Origin of the sequence: Neptunicella sp. (genome assembly GCF_048268085.1) — a bacterium.
Classification (GTDB): domain Bacteria; phylum Pseudomonadota; class Gammaproteobacteria; order Enterobacterales; family Alteromonadaceae; genus Neptunicella.
In genome coordinates this window covers 108,474-126,230 of record NZ_JBLWWF010000015.1, presented here as the reverse complement: position 1 = coordinate 126,230, position 17,757 = coordinate 108,474, and the positions used below count along the sequence as shown (strand labels likewise).

The following is a 17,757-nucleotide window of genomic DNA, read 5'->3' as shown; positions in this document are numbered from 1 at the left end:
CATCTCACCTTTACTAAATTCATTGCATATCGGAACCGTTATGCGAGCGCCGCGTATGGTAGGGAATTCAACACCTTGAATCAAGACTTATTATTCACTACCTGATAGTTTGCTGGTTATTTCAGCAATCAAGCATTGCCTTGCAATTTAATTTTAAGTTGTTGAGAAAAGTCCAACATGCGATCGAGTGGCACTAATGCTTTTTGACGCAATGTTTCATCTACGAATATCTCATGACCTGAATCTTCAGTTAAGGCTTTCTCGATAGCTTGAAGGCCATTCATTGCCATCCAAGGACAATGAGCACAACTACGACAGGTGGCGCCATTTCCGCCTGTTGGTGCTTCCATAAATACTTTATCAGGGCATTGCTGCTGCATTTTATAAAAAATGCCTCGATCAGTAGCCACAATAAAGACTTTATTTGGCAGGTTCTTCGCTGCATTGATTAACTGAGTTGTAGAGCCTACTGCATCTGCCAATGAGATGATATTTTCGGGTGACTCTGGATGTACCAGTACTGCTGCATCTGGGTACTGTGCTTTAAGCTGTTTAAGCGCTTTTGATTTAAACTCGTCATGCACCACACACGCGCCTTGCCACATTAACATCTGCGCACCAGTTTGCTTTTGAATATAAGCACCCAAATGCCTATCCGGACCCCATATTATTTTTTTACCTTGGGAATCAAGGTGCTCAACGATTTCCAGTGCGATACTCGATGTAACGACCCAATCCGCTCTAGCCTTCACCGCTGCTGATGTATTAGCGTACACCACCACCGTATGATCTGGATGAGCATCGCAGAACTGGGTAAATTTATCCGCTGGACAACCTAAATCAAGAGAACAGGTTGCTTCCAACGTTGGCATTAGTACTTTCTTCTCGGGGCTCAAAATTTTTGCCGTCTCGCCCATAAAACGAACGCCAGCTACAATCAGGGTTTGTGCATCGTGTTCTCGCCCGAAACGAGCCATCTCCAGCGAATCCGAAATACACCCATTGGTTTCCTCGGCCAACGCCTGAATTTCAGGATCGGTATAATAATGCGCCACTAAAACGGCATTTTTTTCCTTTAACAACGCCTTAATTCGCGTTTTATATGCAGCCTGCTCATTCTGGCTTAAAGGCTTCGGTTTGGGAGGAAAAGGATACGCTAAGGTATCTATCTGAACGGCCTGGTTCATACAACAACTCATCTAGCTTCAATATTCTGAATTATAACGAATTGACCAAGCATTTGAAATGAACTTGTCACAAAGGTGTTTGTTAGACTGATACTCTTGTGTTATCGCTGATAACGACGACTGCTTCTTTTTATTTAACCAGGGCAGAAATCACCAACATACAGGGTTTGTTCAAGTATTTGGTAAAAATGGGGAATAAGAAAATTAAGTAGTTTAATTAAAAAGTGGTGGGTCGTGCTGGATTCGAACCAGCGACCAATTGATTAAAAGTCAACTGCTCTACCAACTGAGCTAACGACCCACTGAGATATTTTCGGTTTTACTTTGGCAACCCATTGCCAGTGTAGTTGACGTTATCGCCACCTACTCCCTGAGCTAACGTTCCGCTTGGGTATTTTCGGTTTTACTGCAACCTACCAATCAACCGTCAGGTCGTTAATAGAATAGTGGTGGGTCGTGCTGGATTCGAACCAGCGACCAATTGATTAAAAGTCAACTGCTCTACCAACTGAGCTAACGACCCACTAAATCATCTGGAATACAGATTAATGTGTTATTGACAGGAGAGAATTGGTGGGTCGTGCTGGATTCGAACCAGCGACCAATTGATTAAAAGTCAACTGCTCTACCAACTGAGCTAACGACCCACAATTAAACTCTTTACATTACGACTCGCCGCTGGTGCAGTTAACTTTTAAGTTACCTACTCCCAGAGCTAACGACGCGCTCTGTCTGTCTCAACGGCGGCATATAATACTTATTTATGCCCTCGACGCAACCTAAAACATTTAAAAAAAGCAGATAACTGTTTTTTTGCTGAAAATACCAACAAAACAACTCATTATTTAAGATTTTTTAATCGGCTATCCGCTAATTTGGCAGCAGTACTACCAGAATATTCTGCAATAACTTGGGCAAAAAGTTGCTCGGCTTTGGACAAATTATTCTGTTTTTGGGCAATCATGCCTAATTTCAACAACGAATCCGCACGTTTGGTTGAATCAGGGTAGTGCTCCACCAGATACGTAAAACGTTGACTGGCTGTTGTCCAGTCCTGCTTGTTAAATAACAGTTGCCCCAACCAATAATAGGCATTCGCAGCATAGGTCGAGTTAGGATATTGCTTTAAGAATAATTCAAATTGAGGGATTGCTTGATCATACTGCTTATCTTTTAATATCAGATTAACAGCTTGATCATAGGCATCACTTTCCCCCATAGCAGGCTGAGTGGTTTGATTCACAGCTGGCTCTGATACAGGCGTTGGAGCGGGCTTTTGCATCACCGCCGCGATACGTTTATCAATTTCCTGATAAAGCTCTCGCTGACGTTCCAGAATTTGCTCTAGTTTATGGGTGTGTAATTCAACCGAGCCACGTAACTCATTAACTTCATCCTGAACAGAATCTAATTGCTGCTGTAAACGCTGCTGCATATCAGTACGCGTTCCAACCATCCGTTCAAGGGCTGCAAGACGCTGCTCAAGGTTACCACTATTAACGTCCACCACAGGCGCAGGAGCCGCATAAACTGCGGCTCCTGTAACCAATAAGGACAATAAAACGATATTGTGTTTAATCATCCCAATCTCTTAGTTTTGATAAACTAAAACCCCACGACGATTCTCTGCAAATGCAGCTTCGGTATGTCCAGGATTCACTGGTTTTTCTTCACCATAAGACACAACTGAAATCTGACTTGCGCTTACGCCCGCATTTTGTAAATAGGTAGCGACGGATTTAGCACGGCTTTCACCTAGTGAAATATTATATTCTGGTGTGCCACGCTCATCACAATGACCTTCGATAACAATATTAACACCAGGATTTTTAACTAAAAATTCTGCATGCTTATCCAGAATAGGGTAATAGTCAGAACGCACAGTTGCACGGTCAAAGTCAAAATAAACAACCTGCTCATTTTCAAGGGCCGCAATATCCTGACGCATTTGTTCTTCAGCACTCAATACAGGTTCCATAGAGCCCATTTGTACATCAGAGTTCTGGTTTTCAGTTGAAGACTCCATGGCAGAGTTATTTGATTCTGCCTGTTCCTTAACACCAGAACTGGATGAACATGCCATCATCGTCATTACTGGTAACGCAATAAATAAGCCTTTTAACACTTTGTTAAGTTGCATCCTATAGATCCTTATCGTTATTCAATTGTTTAATTATTACTACTATCCTACCCAGCAATACTGAATAGTAAAATATTTATCGCAAAAAAGGTGACCAGCTAGGTGATTTCACCTCGCCATCCGCTGCCGGTAAACGTGCTTTAAAGCGCCCATCCAGCGACACCAATGACAACACTTGTCTTCCTCCATGCAATGTACTGTACATGATCATACTTCCGTTTGGAGCAATACTTGGCGATTCATCCAGTGCAGTTTTGGTTAAAACTTGCATTGCTCCAGACTGAACATCCAATCTGGCGATATGATAATTACCACGAGTCCGGTTTACCAACACCACTTGACGGCCATCTGGAGTGAATACCCCTCCCAGATTCATTTCTCCGTCAAAAGTTAGACGTCTAACTTGTCCTGATGCTAAATTTACTCGATAAATCTGTGGTTTACCACCCCGTTCCGAACTAAAAATGATGCTTTCTCCATCTGGCGCCCAACTTGGTTCCGTATCGATATTACGGTTTTTAGTTAAACGACGCATTTGTTTACTCGCTAAATCCATTATATATAGTTCAGAATTACCATCTTTAGATAGCACCATCGCCAATTTTTTGCCATCAGGAGAAAATACCGGTGCTCCATTGATACCAGGAAATGACGTCAATTTTGTGCGCGTCATTGTGTAAATGTCCTGAATGTAAATTTCAGATTTTTTATTTTCAAAACTGACATAAGCAAGTTTATTGCCATCTGGAGACCAAGCTGGAGACATTAACGGCTCACGAGAACGCAGCAAAATCGATTCATTGGCTCCATCATAATCAGCGACAGCCAATTGGTAAGGATATTCTGAGGTGTTTCTATTACGTACTAATACGTAAGCAATTCGCGTTAAAAATGCACCGCGATCACCAGTTAGTTTTTCATACACTATATCACTGATGCGATGAGCGTATTGACGGAACTGATTGCCACTAATGACCGTCTTGCGGCTATCCAGTATATGATCATTGGATTTAACCAGCCGACCATTGCTGAGCATTTGTGATTGTCCACCAGTAATCTGGCCACGCAGTACGTCAATTAATTCAAATGACACTACATAACGATCGATGGATTGTTCTTCAATTTTACCCACTAACACCGCTTCGACCCCTGCCGACGCCCAAGCAGCATAATCCATATCTGCATCGGTTCCGGGAAACTGCGGCATATTCGCAGTATTAATAGGATTAAATTTACCGCTCCGGCGTAAATCAGCAGCCACAACATCAGCAATAGTGCCAGGTAATTGGCCTTGCCCGCTAAATTTAAAGGGTACAATGGCAATTGGCCTGGCAGTGTCAATACCTTCAGTTATCACGATTTCGAGTGCAGCATGAGTGACTAAAGTAAAGCAGCTGCAAACAACAAAAAGTATTTTTATAAGGGCTTTGGACATCATAGCTCCGGTTCTACAGTTAAGTTAATATCACGTAATTGTTCATAAATATCAGGATCCGATGATACGGGTAAGGTTTCGGATTTCAATACCGCACGTCTTGCTGCTTCACAGACAAAATTATCTCCCCCTAACACTTTGACATTGGTCACAAATCCGTTTGATGCTAATCGAATATTTAATCGGCATTTTTTTCCATTCATCGAATCATCAACGATAAGATTGCGCTGAATAGCACTGTATATCAGTGATTTGTATTTTTGCACTTCGGTCAATACTTGTGCACTACGTGCTTTTTGTCTGACCGCCATTTCAGCTTGTAATTGTTCTTCCATTAAACGCTGTTGTTCAGCTTGCTCTTTAGCTAGTTGTTTCTTGCGTTCCGCCTCTTTGCGCTCACGCTCTTGCTTTTCACGTTTTTGCTTGGCGATTTCTTCTTGCTTTTTACGCTCTTCGAGTTCTTTTTGTTGCCGTTGTTTTTCCAACTCAGCTGCTTTTTTCTTATCTTGCTGCTTTTTGATTCTGGCTTGCTTGGCTTTTTCCTCTGCCCGTTTTTGCTCTTCAATTCTTTGCTTACGTTGTTTTTCACGCTGTTGCTTAGCCAACTCTTCATTGCGTTTACGCTGCTGCTCAGCTTTTTTATTGTCCTCTATTTTTTTAAACTTTTCTTCAACTACTGCTTTATCAACCACTGTAGCTTTAATCACCGGTGCATTGATCGCCATTGGCTTTTCTGGTTCGGAGCTAAAATCAACACTTAACAGTAACAACACTACAGCAACAACATGCAACAAACCTGATTTCGCAACTGCACTACCGATTGTCTGACTCATTGCTGTTCCGATGAATCCGTCATTAAGCCCACGGATGGCACCCCAGCGCGTTGCAATAACACCATCAGTTGCACCACTTGGCTATACGAAACCGCACCATCACCATTTACCATCACTGGAATGTTCGGATCTTTTTGCAATTGCGCGGCTACAATAGTGGCTAAATCCTCTGCTGACATCGCCTTGTCCTGAGTATCACCAATATTAAGGTAATATTTCCCCTGAGCATCAACACTCGCCACCATGGGCGGTTTACTGTCCTCATCCAGAGATTCAGCAGAGGCTTTAGGCAAATCAACTTTAACACCTTGAGTAATCAGCGGCGCGGTCACCATAAATATAATCAGCAATACCAGCATCACATCAATATAGGGAACCACATTGATCTCGGATACAGGCTTGCGTTTTTTGCGTACGTACATCATCTAGCCCTCCCGCATAACGCCTTCAGATGACAACGTTTGTCGATGTAAAATACTGGAAAATTCTTCCATAAAATTACCGTAATTATTTTCCAGTTTTTCAACCTGATTACTAAATTTGTTGTAAGCAATTACCGCAGGAATAGCGGCAAAAAGGCCCATTGCAGTGGCAATCAATGCCTCGGCAATACCTGGCGCGACCATGGCCAATGTTGCCTGTTGTACTTCTCCTAATGCAATAAACGCATTCATAATCCCCCACACCGTTCCAAATAAGCCGATATAAGGACTAATAGAGCCTGCAGTGGCTAAAAACGGTAAGTTTTTCTCAAGATGATCAACTTCTCGGGATAAAGCCACACGCATCGCACGAAATGTCCCGTCCATTACCGCATTTGAAGGAGTTGAAGGACTCTTGCGTAAGCGAATAAACTCTTTAAATCCGGCACAAAACAAGCTTTCCATACCCATAATAACTTGGCGGGCAGAAATTTCCTGATAAAGTCGATTGAGATCCACACCTGACCAAAACTTGTCTTCAAATTTACGCATTTCTCTGCGCGCATTATTCAATATTTTGCTACGTTGAAAAATAAAAGCCCATGACACAATTGATGTCATCAACAACAGCAACATTACCAATTTAACTAATAAACTGGCTTGCCAAAAAAGGTCAAAAAATGATAATTCAGCAGACACGAAGCAATTCCTCTTTAATATTGGTAGGGATAGCGGTAGCACGCATCAAGCCTAAACTTACACAGGCGACGTGAACAATAGCGCTAACCAAAAGTTCATTATTATGGTTATAAATAGTTTGATTAAATACTAGACTGGCATGTTTTAAGTCAGTTATATGTGATTCAACCCTTAGTAATTGATTAAACTTGGCGGGACGATGATTATCCATAGCAACGCGGCGTACCACAAACCCCAAATCTCTATTTAATAGTTCATCTTGTTCAATACCTAATTCTCTTAGCCACTCGGTTCTTGCTCGCTCTAAAAACTTAAGATAATTAGCGTAATAAACAATACCGCCTGCATCGGTATCTTCATAATACACTCTGATTTCAAACTGATGCATCGAACTGATACGACCCTTAATGAGGTTAAAAAGTTGCACGCTAAGGTAACATAAAATATTGAATTTGTGAGCTAATCTACGTGGCTTTATGGTTTAATTTGTTAACCATTATTTCCCTTCAAGCACCTGTCAGGTTGACTTGAACTAAAACTCAACCAGATCGACTCTGCAATTTTTCCCTAATGTAAATGCTACGAGTATCGGTGGTAACGCTAATAACAGCTAATGACAATATCATAAAATGCCAAAATCGTGACTTTTTACAAAAATTTCACACAACATCCAATAAAAGCCTTAAAAATACAAAGGGAGCACAACTAATACTAATAGATTAAATTACCATCAATTAATGTAAGGCATTGTTTTTAATTAATATTAAATAAACTTAATCTAAAATTTGATATTTTTTTGAACATTCACAAAATAACATCCATTAGAAAACCTAATGATAAAAATGCAATTTTTCTCGTTTGATAGATAGGTTGGCGAAGGTATAATGACGTTGTTTTCTGAGCTAGCGCAACGATGGTTACCCATCATAGCCAGATTCATCAGTTTATCATCCCCTATGATAAACAGACATGTTCCCTGGAATGTTATTTTCCATTTATCAACTTTGTTGTTTACCCGCTCACCCGAGCGGGTTTTTTTTAGCTATTTTTCAGGATCTGTCTGCTCACTCTATACTTGAAGTTGCTTATTAACAGGTAGATCTCTTATACGCAAACCACTAGCGTGAAATATTGCATTGGCCAAACTGGCCGCCACAGGGGGAACACCCGGTTCACCGACTCCCCCGGGAGGGGCTGTTGACTCAATAATATGAACCGACATAGTCGGACATTGAGGCATCCGTAATTGTGGATAGTCATGGAAGTTTGACTGTACTACTGCACCATTTTGATAGGTTATCTCCCCCATCAGTGCTAGTGATAAACCAAAGTTCATCGCCCCTTCCATCTGTGCTCGTACTCGATCCGGATTGACTACCGTACCGGCATCTACCGCCAAGTGCATATCCAACACACTCACTTTTCCATTTTCAACTCTTACTTTAGTCGCTACTGCACAATAACTGACAAAACTGCGATGGACGCTGATCCCCCATCCTTCATTTTCTGCCGTTGATTGCTCAACCTGAGCTTCATCGGCGACCTTGTTCAACACTTGTTTAAAACGCTGAATATCAATAGGAAAAATCTCTTTAGGATCATTATAGTTAGTAAATGCAAACCCTTGCTCAGTGGGATCCACCAATCGATCTTCACCTAATAATTGCATCCACATCTCTCGAGGTAATTTGCCGGCTTTAACCGCCAGTTCATCCACAAATGATCCCAGTGCAAAACCATGGTGAATATTGCTTACCGAACGCAACCATCCAATACGAGTATGGCCGGTGGACTTATGCGTTTCACAGGAAAGATCATCTACCGCAAAGGGCACGTCACCAAATCCCAGTGATAATTCACCGTCAGAAGGCTCGTCAGTGGTGCCAGTAAAAGTCCAGCTGATACTGGGAAAACAGGTACGCTGTACCCAACCGGATACCTTTCCGGTATCGTCTAATCCGGCTTGATAAAATTGCGAACTAATCGCGTGATAGTAGCCATTACGTATATCATCTTCACGACTCCAGGCCACCCTTACCGGTTTTCCTGTCGCTTTAGCTAATATCGCAGCTTCAACCGCAAAATCCGGTTTAGACTTGCGCCCGAACGCACCACCTAACAGAGTAATATTAATTTTGATTTTATCTTTATCGATGCCCAACAGTTGGGCAATAGTCGCTTGCGTTCCTTGCGGGGCCTGAACGCAAGCCCATACTTCCAGCATTCCATCTTTAAATACGGCTGTCGCAGCAGGCGGTTCCATCGGCGCATGCACCAAATAAGGAACGTTATATTGTGCCGTAACCTGCTGCGCAGACTGTTCAATCGCTTTATAAGCATCTCCGGCATGACGAATTACCTTGCCTTTGTCTTTGACTCGCTCCTGCATGGCAGTATGAAAATCCGCCGACTGATGATTCTTGTTATCACCCACTTGCCATTCTAACTTAAGCTTTTTCCTGCCTTGTAACGCAGCCCAGGTATTGCTCGCTAAAACCGCAACACCGGGTAATGATTTAAATACAACGGGCAGTTCCTGATCCGGCATCCGGAATGTTTGTACGACACCGGCAACTTTTAACGTTTCACTATCATCAACATTAACTAATTTTGAACCTAAAACCGGTGCCCGTTCGATACTCGCATACAACATGCCTGGCAATTGCACATCTTGTCCATAAACTGACTGGCCCGTAACAAACTGATGCATATCAACGCTGGCGACATCCTTACCGATATAGTCGAAATCCTTTTTAGCTTTAAATTTCAGCTGGTCTTTTTTCGGTGCCTCGAGTAACGACGCTGCCCGCGCTAATTGTCCAAAAGACAAGGCATTTCCAGTGCCTTGATGAATCACCTTATGATGTTGGGCTTTCACTTCACTGACCGGCACTTGCCATTGATTTGCTGCCGCTTGCTCCAGCATAGCGCGTGCCGCCGCGCCCATTTCTCGCATAACCTGATAAAAATGACGCATGGATCTGGAGCCATCAGTATTCTGATTACCGTAATTTTCGTCAGCCAGTCCTTGTACTACATTAACTAACTTCCAATCGGCCATTAGTTCGTCGGCCACCACTTGAGGTAACCCAGTACGAATACCTTGGCCCATTTCACTTCGATGGCAAATAATATCGACACTATTGTCAGTATTGATACTGACAAACAAATTCAGTGCGTTACTACTACCTGATTGAGCCGCCCAAGCGGGTTTCCAGCCGGGCATCATGGTTGCCAACACTAATCCCGTGCCACCGACACCTGTCATTTTAAGAAATTGTCTGCGGCTAATATTCTGTAGGTTGCTCATACAATATCTCCTACATTTTTAGCCGCAGTTTTGATAGCGGCCTTAATGCGCGGATAAGTCCCACAACGACAGATATTACCTTGCATATGATTATCGATATCTTCATCGGAAGGATTCGGATTGTTTTGCAATAACGCCACGGCGCTCATAATTTGACCTGACTGACAATAACCGCATTGGGGGACATTATGCTCACTCCATGCTTGTTGTACCGGATGCTCCCCAGTATTCGAAAGCCCTTCAATTGTGGTAATGGATTTATTTGCGACTGCTGATACCGGTAAGGTACAGGAACGTACGGATTGTCCATCCAAATGCACCGTGCAGGCACCACATAACGCCATACCACAACCATATTTAGTACCGGTCATATTGAGCATGTCACGGATTACCCACAGTAGTGGCATGTCAGGCTCAGCGTCGACGCTAACCGGTTTTTTATTCAGGGTAAATTCAATCATCATAGTTCCTCTTCTTGCATCCGTTGCCATTGTTGCAGATCGGCCCGAGTATCAATATCAAAGGCGGCCTGAGTTAAATGTACACTAGTTAATCGATGTTGATTCTGCTGGATAATATGTTTCGCTCCATTATCACCACGCAGGTTTTGTAAATCAGTAAAATCGGCTTTAGCAAACATAGCAGGTACGCCAATATGTTGCCCGTAATTGGTCGCAATTATATTGTTCTTCGACGCCTGTGCTGCATCGATAATTTGGCGAATATGCTGCTCAGTCACACCAACCTGATCGGCTAAACCAATTAAAATATGGCTATAACCACTGTTCAATTGTTGTATCGCATTAGCAATACTGTGCCCCATTCCTTGTTGCCATTGCGACGAGTGAATGACCCTAACATGGCCGGGTATTACCGCAGAAATGACGGCAGCATTGGCGCCCAGAACGACAAACAGATCCGTCACTCCAGCGCGTCGATACTGCTCAATCGCATGGACGATCATTGGCTGCCGATTAATCACCGCCAGCTGTTTTATACCATCAAACCGACGACTTTGCCCGGCAGCCAAAATAACCGCAGCCAGTTTCATTACTGACCCTGTTGGGAAAGAATGGCGCTAATCGACTGACCATCGGAATAATGTAAAAAACTATGCACCTCGGCAATCATCGATAACGCAATAGATTCGGGTAACTCCCCTCCTAACCGCAAACCAACAGGATTAGCCAATGGAGCGACCAGATGATCTTTTACAAACCCAATCCGCTCCAGAACTCTTGCTGTGCGATGCTCCGGCCCCAACAAGCCTATATATTGCACTGAACTATGTTGCAATAATTGTAATGCTTGACCATCCAAATCAATACTGTGAGTCATAATCAGTGCTGCGTCTGCTGATTTAAACCAATCGGCTTGCTGTAAATGCTCAATAGGCTCGCAAACAACGCGCTTAGCCGCGGGAAAGTTAGCCGCTCGACCATTGGCGATTCGCGGATCACAAACCGTCACTTGCCAACCTAACGTGGCCGCTAAGGCAACAACAGGGCGGGCATCCACACCGCCGCCAAAAACCAGCAAATGTATCGGTGGCTTTAGGTGATGCAAAAACACCGAACTATCCTGCGTCGCGCGTTGTTGAGATAACTGCTCTTGGGTTAATAATTGATTATTCGGTTTATTTTCATCGAGCACTTGGCTATATCCGCAAGCGGCATCCCGACATAGGGCCTGATAAACTTCAGTTAAATACAGGTAATTTTGTTCCGCCAAGATGGGCTGTAATAAAATACGTACCATGCCGCCACAACCTAACCCTAACTGCCAGGCAAGATCATCTTCTTCTCGCATATCGTATTCAATTAACCTGTTTTGCTGATGTTCCCAACATTGTCTGGCTTGTCGCATAATATCGGCTTCCAAACAACCTCCACTGAGTAAACCAAAATATTGGCCCATACTATTTATCAGCATCATGGCACCGGATTTACGATAAGTAGAACCGTCAGTTGCCACAATAGTCGCCAAGACCCAATCGAACTGATCTTTTTGCGGTAACCATTGTTCCAGCAACTTAATTAATTGATTCATAAAATATTATTATTGAGTAAATAAGTGTTTAGCTTAAATCAGTTCAAACTGGCTTGTCACACTAATTACAACAAAATCTGATTGCGCTTACGCGAAAGTTATCGGAGTATTCTAATTAGAGTTAGGCCTCCGCGCTGCTTGCAAGGATCACGATAATGGAATTTACCTTAATACATCTGAGATTGAATGTTTAAGTCACTGCAACAAATCAAAGAGTCTTTTATTCAGGGTGGAGGGCGTGTCCATCGTGACGCCGTCATGGTTATTGGCATTAATCTGTTACTCAGCGGATTAATTTGTGCGGTGGTTCTGTTCAGAGGCCAATATCACGCTAATAACGATACTTTTAGTCTTGTGATGGATTATGCCAAAGTCATATTAGTCTTGGCGGTGTATTGCTTTATTGCCTTTATACCGCTTAAACCACAAATAAAGCGCTGGATAATTATCGGCGTGTTCCTTACCCAATTCAGCATGTTAGTTAACCTGCTAGATGCTCATTATTATTTTTCCCTAATAACCTTAAGCAGGATTGAAGATAGCAGTTATATTATTGGCTCTATTCTGGTGTTGTTTGGCGCCAGTCGCTGGGTGACTTATACCTACCGAATTTCAACTTTGGATAAACTCACCAGAGTACATAATCGACGTTTTTTTGAGTCAATGCTGCTTCAATATTTACACCGACTACAACGTATTCCGGAGCAAAGTTGTATGCTCAGTCTGGATATGGATGATTTTAAACTAATCAATGACCAGTATGGGCATGTCACAGGTGACGAAGTACTGCGCACCATCGGTAATATCCTGACTGAATGCGCCAGAAAATCCGATATCATTTGCCGCAGTGGCGGTGAAGAATTCGAAATATTATTGATTGGCGCCACAGTCTCACAAACACAGGATATTGCCCAACGTATCCTGACCGAATTAGTCCAGCAAACCCCAACTCCATTACCCACGTTAAGCGCCAGTATTGGGGTAACCGATATACGTCACGATGACACCATCGATTCACTGCGTACCCGTGTTGACAACGCTATGTATCAAGCCAAGGAGTTAGGTAAAGGTCAAATAATATTGGCGTAGCATTACCGCTAGCGTACCTTGGCCAAAACCTCCTGGGCACTCACTCCGAGGGATAATTCACCTGCTTCAACCTGATGTATCCATCTGACAATAGCGCTATTGACCGGGGTGTCGATGTTCAACTTTTTGCCCCATTTAACCACTTCCCCATTCAGGTAGTCGATCTCGGTTCGTTTGTGTTGGTGCAAATCCCACCACATCGAGGTTCTCACATCGGGATCAATCGCCAACATTTTATTCGCCAGTAACCTGAACAAAACATTGGGAAGACGCAAAATTGTCGGTATAAAACCAGCCTTCACAGCAGTGATCCGTGGCAATGTGATATTTTGCGCCTCAACCACCGTTAATAATTCTTCCATCATCGCAGCGATCACCCTTCTAAAATCGCGCTGTTGCAGCATCGCTTTAACCGGAATATCCGCAATGGCATTGATTGCATTACCTAAATTTAGCTGTAATTTAGCCCACAGTAACGCCTGCATATCAGTGCAGCACTCAATCGGTAATAGCTCGCATGCCAGAATTGATTGCAGTGTCGTTGCAATAGCTGAATCATCTTGTTCTATGCTTAACGCCCCTGCCGAACCGCGGTGTAAATGCCCATTTTCAAGTTGCACTACGTTAAAAGGCACCATCACTCGTAGCACCTTGTTATTCGGGAACGCTTGTTTAACCAAGCCGTCAGAACCTAGCCCATTCTGACAACATAAAATAACGGTTTGATCATTAACAAACGGCTCAAGATCGACAATGGCTTGTTGAACCCCGGTGCATTTAACCGTTAACCATAAATAATCGGCATTAGGCAGTGACTGGCTTGAATAACAGCAAAGATCGTATAGCGACTCAATCCTAACCTGTTGTTGATGTTGTTGGTAATCAGTTAATCTGATGCCATTTTTTAGCTTATCCAACATGTTACGACGACCAATCAACATTACCGATAATCCACGCCACTGCATCACGGCGCCAAGATAACTGCCAATTAAGCCTGCCCCAAATACCATGTGTTGATGTTGATTCATAACCACACTTATTTTCTTCTTTTATCGACATGCTGCCAGCCCTGACCCATGCACGCAATAAAAAATCATTTAGCGCAATTTGACAAACAGTCACTCGGCACTGCAACATATCCGTTGATATAACCTCCTACCTGTTGCGACGAGAATAACGATGAATATGACTCAGGAAGAAATTCAGCAATTAATGGCTGATAGTGCTCAAAATGCGATTGAAACCAGCCGTAACGAATTTAACGTTGAGCTGAATGGCTCAACGGACAGTATTGGCATCGTTGATGACTTGATCCTCAGCTGGATTGATAAATATAAAGATCAAGCATTGGAAGATCAGGCGGTTTTTACCATTTGTAATATTTATGGCGCCTATGTGGGTGAGATATTCCGTCATCTGGTGGGGGGACATTGGCATTATGATAATTCCAATCCCGATGCCCCTTATATAGTGCTGGAATACGCAGGTAGAACTTATGCTTTTGCCGGAATTTGTTATCAGCGATTAGTTAATGATAGCCAAGTAAGCGTCAAAAATTACTTTCAACAAGCGGTGGAAAACAATATTCAGTAAGCGCGATAGCAGACTGAAGTGGGCGTAGTGTCATATCAATCAACGCTAGCTGCGCCCCAATCTTTTACCATCACGCTAAAATAGCGACTACGCATAAAATAATAAATCAGACTTATATCTACCACGAAAGTCGCTGCCAAAATCCAGCTAAATTGCCAATCTTGCTGGTAAGCCACACGTAAGTGCAACAGAAAATCCACTAGCAGGGTCACCACTAACAGCGGTTTTATACTTTTAAAAATAAATAAGTAATTTAACTGCCATAATTTGTCCCGATAAAGCATGACCAAGGCTAATACAACCGCCGGGCCCCCCAGCAACAAACTGTAATAAAAATCACTTTTTTGCGGGTAAAACAAGCCTAGCAAAAAGCCGGTATCAGCTCGATAAGACATAGAAATCACAAATACCAGGTAACCACGGGCTAAATACAATAAACAAAAAATAAATGAACCGAGCGGCTTAACCCGTCCTTGCTGGTCGTAGTAATTCAGCGGTAATAATAATCTCACAAGGATTTGCTGAAATGATGACTGGCGATATTCATGCCTTCACGCAAATAAAACTTATGTGCTGCAAAACGTTGTACACCAGAATCCAGATGTAACTGCTCGCAACCTTGCGTAAGGGCATAATCGGTCATCCATTCTAACAATGCTTTCCCCACACCACTGCTGCGCACTTGCGGATCGATAACCAAATCATCCACATATAAATGCTTACCCCACGCCAACTTGGTTCCAATTACAAATCCTGCGACGCCGACGACCTGATTATTTAAGCTGGCAAAAACCAGCTGATACCCTTGCTGCATTTGTTCGTTAACCTGCTGTGTAAAGGTATCCATCTCAAAGTGTGGACGCAAATGCTGCATCACCGGAAAACAGTCGTGAATGTGTTGTTGGCTCACTGCCAGATTAATTTCCACTATGCCACTCCATGCTGACTAAACAGCGCCATCATTTGATCTTCGGTTAATACCTCGACCCCCAATTCCTGAGCTTTGGTGAGTTTAGAGCCCGCTTTTTCTCCTGCCACAACCGCATTGGTTTTTACCGAAACACTACCGGCAACCTTAGCACCAAGCTGTTGTAATTTCGCTTTTGCCTCAGCACGCCCCAATGTCGTCAATGTACCGGTTAACACCCAGGTTTGACCATGCAATGGAAGCTCATCCACAGCCTTGGCTTCGATAGCCGGCCAATGCAACCCAGCCTGAATGAGCTGCGCTATCACCTGTAAATTATGTTCTTCACTAAAAAAGTTTATAACATGCTGCGCCACAACTTCGCCTACATCATCGACTTCACGAAGTTGCTCCAATGAGGCATGTTGAATAGCCTCTAACGTCAAAAAATGGTTGGCTAAATTGGCTGCCGTAGCCTCACCGACTTCGCGGATCCCTAAGGAATAAATAAAACGGGCTAAACTGGTTTGTTTAGCGGCATCAAGCGCATTGACGAGATTCACTGCAGATTTTTCGCCCATGCGTTCCATCGCCGCCAATTGAGCTAAATCCAGTTTAAAAAAATCAGCAGGAGTGGATACCATTTGGGCATCGACGAGTTGTTCAATCAGTTTGTCACCTAATCCGTCAACATCAAGAGCCTTGCGAGAAGCAAAATGTTTCATCGCTTCTTTACGTTGAGCGGCACAAAATAATCCGCCGGTACAGCGCGCCACCGCTTCTGACTCCAACTTTTCAATCGCCGACTCACACACCGGACACACGACCGGAAAAACAATTGCCTTAGCATCATCCGGGCGCATTGTTTCCACTACCGACACAACTTGCGGGATTACGTCACCAGCGCGCCGAATAATGACAGTATCGCCAATATTAATACCTAATCGGTTGATTTCATCCTGATTATGTAATGTCGCATTAGACACCGTTACACCACCAACAAATACCGGTTCCAAGCGGGCGACAGGTGTAATAGCACCGGTGCGCCCTACTTGAAACTCCACATCTAGCAAACGGGTCATCTCTTCCTGGGCCGGAAACTTGTGCGCAATAGCCCAGCGCGGCGCCCGGGCTACAAAGCCTAATTGCTGTTGTATTTCGATACTGTCAACTTTAAATACCACGCCATCTATTTCATAATCCAAGGTGGCTCTTTTATTCAGGATTTGTTGAAAGTACGCCAAGCATTGCTCAGCACCATGGGCCACGGTAATTTCTTTACTCAGTGGTAATCCCCACTGTTTAAGCTGTTGTAAACGTTGAGAATGTGTTGCGGCCAACGGGGTTTTCTCATTTTCCACCAAGCCCATTGAGTACGCGTAAAACATCAGTGGACGACTGGCGGTAATACGCGGGTCCAGTTGGCGCAAACTACCAGCTGCTGCATTGCGAGGATTAACGAAGACCTTTTTTCCTTGCGCTTTTTGGGTCTCATTCATTCGCGTAAAACCAGCGCTGGGCATAAAGACTTCGCCGCGTACTTCAAAACGTTGCGGATAATCATCACCACGCAATCGTAATGGCACATTAGCGATGGTTTTGACATTTTCGGTAATGTTTTCACCAGTGCGGCCATCACCACGAGTGGCCCCACGAACGAGTTCGCCATTTTCATATAACAAACTCACTGCCAGACCATCCAGCTTAGGTTCGCAGCTAAAAGCCAGTACCGCGTCCTGTTTTAATCTGTCATTAATCCGTTTCACAAAAGCATTAAATTCAGTTTCATCAAAGGCATTATCCAACGATAACATCGGCACTTCATGTTCAACCTGAGTAAACGCCTCCAACGCCTTACCACCTACTTTATGAGTCGGTGAATCAGCGCTAATCAAGTCTGGATGAGCCTGTTCCAGCGCTTTGAGTTCATTAAACAACCGATCATAAGCGGCGTCGGGAATAGTGGGATTATCATCCACATAATAATTAAAATTATGCTGATTGATTTCGTTGCGCAGTTGTTCGATACGCTGACTGGCTGATTGACTCATGAGATTACCTGAATAACATACAAACTCACCCCGCAGGGGATG

18 protein-coding genes and 3 tRNA genes are annotated in these 17,757 nt (G+C 43.4%); 2 read left to right on the top strand and 19 right to left on the bottom strand.

The window, feature by feature from the left end; all coding sequences use genetic code 11:
* Nucleotides 1-128: 128 nt before the first annotated feature.
* The 15 genes from nadA to ACTD55_RS13110 form a co-directional block, all read right to left on the bottom strand.
* Entirely contained in the window at nucleotides 129-1,187 is a 1,059-nt protein-coding gene (nadA, locus tag ACTD55_RS13180; protein WP_438864797.1) for a quinolinate synthase NadA, read from the bottom strand.
* Nucleotides 1,188-1,412: 225 nt separating this feature from the next.
* Nucleotides 1,413-1,488: transfer RNA gene (locus ACTD55_RS13175), tRNA-Lys, on the bottom strand.
* Nucleotides 1,489-1,634: 146 nt separating this feature from the next.
* A tRNA-Lys gene (locus tag ACTD55_RS13170) sits at nucleotides 1,635-1,710 on the bottom strand.
* Between the two features lie 48 nt (nucleotides 1,711-1,758).
* A tRNA-Lys gene (locus ACTD55_RS13165) sits at nucleotides 1,759-1,834 on the bottom strand.
* Between the two features lie 194 nt (nucleotides 1,835-2,028).
* Complete coding sequence (gene ybgF / locus ACTD55_RS13160) at nucleotides 2,029-2,769, bottom strand: tol-pal system protein YbgF (RefSeq protein WP_438864796.1); 741 nt, start codon at nucleotides 2,767-2,769, stop codon at nucleotides 2,029-2,031.
* A 9-nt stretch (nucleotides 2,770-2,778) separates the two neighbouring features.
* The gene (gene pal / locus ACTD55_RS13155; RefSeq protein ID WP_438864795.1) at nucleotides 2,779-3,327 is read right to left on the bottom strand and encodes a peptidoglycan-associated lipoprotein Pal; all 549 of its coding nucleotides are present in this window, start codon (nucleotides 3,325-3,327) and stop codon (nucleotides 2,779-2,781) included.
* A gap of 76 nt (nucleotides 3,328-3,403) precedes the next feature.
* Complete coding sequence (gene tolB, locus ACTD55_RS13150; protein ID WP_438864794.1) at nucleotides 3,404-4,762, bottom strand: Tol-Pal system beta propeller repeat protein TolB; 1,359 nt, start codon at nucleotides 4,760-4,762, stop codon at nucleotides 3,404-3,406.
* Complete coding sequence (gene tolA, locus ACTD55_RS13145; RefSeq protein WP_438864793.1) at nucleotides 4,762-5,595, bottom strand: cell envelope integrity protein TolA; 834 nt, start codon at nucleotides 5,593-5,595, stop codon at nucleotides 4,762-4,764. The genes tolB and tolA overlap by 1 nt, the downstream gene beginning before the upstream one ends.
* Complete coding sequence (gene tolR / locus ACTD55_RS13140) at nucleotides 5,592-6,017, bottom strand: protein TolR (protein WP_438864803.1); 426 nt, start codon at nucleotides 6,015-6,017, stop codon at nucleotides 5,592-5,594. Before tolR ends, tolA begins: the two co-directional genes overlap by 4 nt.
* A gap of 3 nt (nucleotides 6,018-6,020) precedes the next feature.
* The gene (gene tolQ / locus ACTD55_RS13135) at nucleotides 6,021-6,716 is read right to left on the bottom strand and encodes a protein TolQ (RefSeq protein WP_438864792.1); all 696 of its coding nucleotides are present in this window, start codon (nucleotides 6,714-6,716) and stop codon (nucleotides 6,021-6,023) included.
* A complete protein-coding gene (gene ybgC / locus ACTD55_RS13130; protein ID WP_438864791.1) occupies nucleotides 6,706-7,104 on the bottom strand; it encodes a tol-pal system-associated acyl-CoA thioesterase in 399 nt (132 codons plus the stop codon). The genes tolQ and ybgC overlap by 11 nt, the downstream gene beginning before the upstream one ends.
* A gap of 681 nt (nucleotides 7,105-7,785) precedes the next feature.
* Nucleotides 7,786-10,026 carry a molybdopterin cofactor-binding domain-containing protein gene (locus tag ACTD55_RS13125; RefSeq protein ID WP_438864790.1) on the bottom strand — a complete coding sequence of 747 codons (2,241 nt, stop codon included), beginning with the start codon at nucleotides 10,024-10,026 and terminating at the stop codon, nucleotides 7,786-7,788.
* Nucleotides 10,023-10,487: a (2Fe-2S)-binding protein gene (locus tag ACTD55_RS13120; protein ID WP_438864802.1), complete on the bottom strand. Its 465-nt coding sequence runs from the start codon at nucleotides 10,485-10,487 to the stop codon at nucleotides 10,023-10,025. The genes ACTD55_RS13125 and ACTD55_RS13120 overlap by 4 nt, the downstream gene beginning before the upstream one ends.
* Entirely contained in the window at nucleotides 10,487-11,077 is a 591-nt protein-coding gene (locus ACTD55_RS13115) for a nucleotidyltransferase family protein (protein ID WP_438864789.1), read from the bottom strand. Before ACTD55_RS13115 ends, ACTD55_RS13120 begins: the two co-directional genes overlap by 1 nt.
* The gene (locus tag ACTD55_RS13110) at nucleotides 11,077-12,075 is read right to left on the bottom strand and encodes an XdhC family protein (RefSeq protein ID WP_438864788.1); all 999 of its coding nucleotides are present in this window, start codon (nucleotides 12,073-12,075) and stop codon (nucleotides 11,077-11,079) included. The genes ACTD55_RS13115 and ACTD55_RS13110 overlap by 1 nt, the downstream gene beginning before the upstream one ends.
* A 186-nt stretch (nucleotides 12,076-12,261) precedes the next feature.
* Here ACTD55_RS13110 and ACTD55_RS13105 point away from each other — a divergent pair, with 186 nt between their 5' ends.
* Nucleotides 12,262-13,164, top strand: a complete 903-nt coding sequence (locus ACTD55_RS13105) for a GGDEF domain-containing protein (RefSeq protein ID WP_438864787.1) — start codon at nucleotides 12,262-12,264, stop codon at nucleotides 13,162-13,164.
* An 8-nt stretch (nucleotides 13,165-13,172) separates the two neighbouring features.
* Here the strand turns inward: ACTD55_RS13105 and ACTD55_RS13100 are convergent, their stop codons facing one another.
* Complete coding sequence (locus ACTD55_RS13100) at nucleotides 13,173-14,192, bottom strand: 2-dehydropantoate 2-reductase (RefSeq protein WP_438864786.1); 1,020 nt, start codon at nucleotides 14,190-14,192, stop codon at nucleotides 13,173-13,175.
* A gap of 151 nt (nucleotides 14,193-14,343) precedes the next feature.
* On the opposite strand from ACTD55_RS13100, the gene ACTD55_RS13095 reads away from it, so the two are divergent.
* The gene (locus tag ACTD55_RS13095; RefSeq protein WP_438864785.1) at nucleotides 14,344-14,757 is read left to right on the top strand and encodes a hypothetical protein; all 414 of its coding nucleotides are present in this window, start codon (nucleotides 14,344-14,346) and stop codon (nucleotides 14,755-14,757) included.
* Between the two features lie 35 nt (nucleotides 14,758-14,792).
* Here the strand turns inward: ACTD55_RS13095 and ACTD55_RS13090 are convergent, their stop codons facing one another.
* From ACTD55_RS13090 to ligA, 3 genes are read right to left on the bottom strand one after another with little or no spacing between them, the layout of a single operon-like run.
* A complete protein-coding gene (locus ACTD55_RS13090) occupies nucleotides 14,793-15,269 on the bottom strand; it encodes a DUF2919 family protein (RefSeq protein ID WP_438864784.1) in 477 nt (158 codons plus the stop codon).
* Entirely contained in the window at nucleotides 15,266-15,685 is a 420-nt protein-coding gene (locus ACTD55_RS13085; protein WP_438864783.1) for a GNAT family N-acetyltransferase, read from the bottom strand. The genes ACTD55_RS13090 and ACTD55_RS13085 overlap by 4 nt, the downstream gene beginning before the upstream one ends.
* Entirely contained in the window at nucleotides 15,685-17,715 is a 2,031-nt protein-coding gene (gene ligA, locus ACTD55_RS13080) for an NAD-dependent DNA ligase LigA (RefSeq protein WP_438864782.1), read from the bottom strand. Before ligA ends, ACTD55_RS13085 begins: the two co-directional genes overlap by 1 nt.
* Nucleotides 17,716-17,757: the final 42 nt, after the last annotated feature.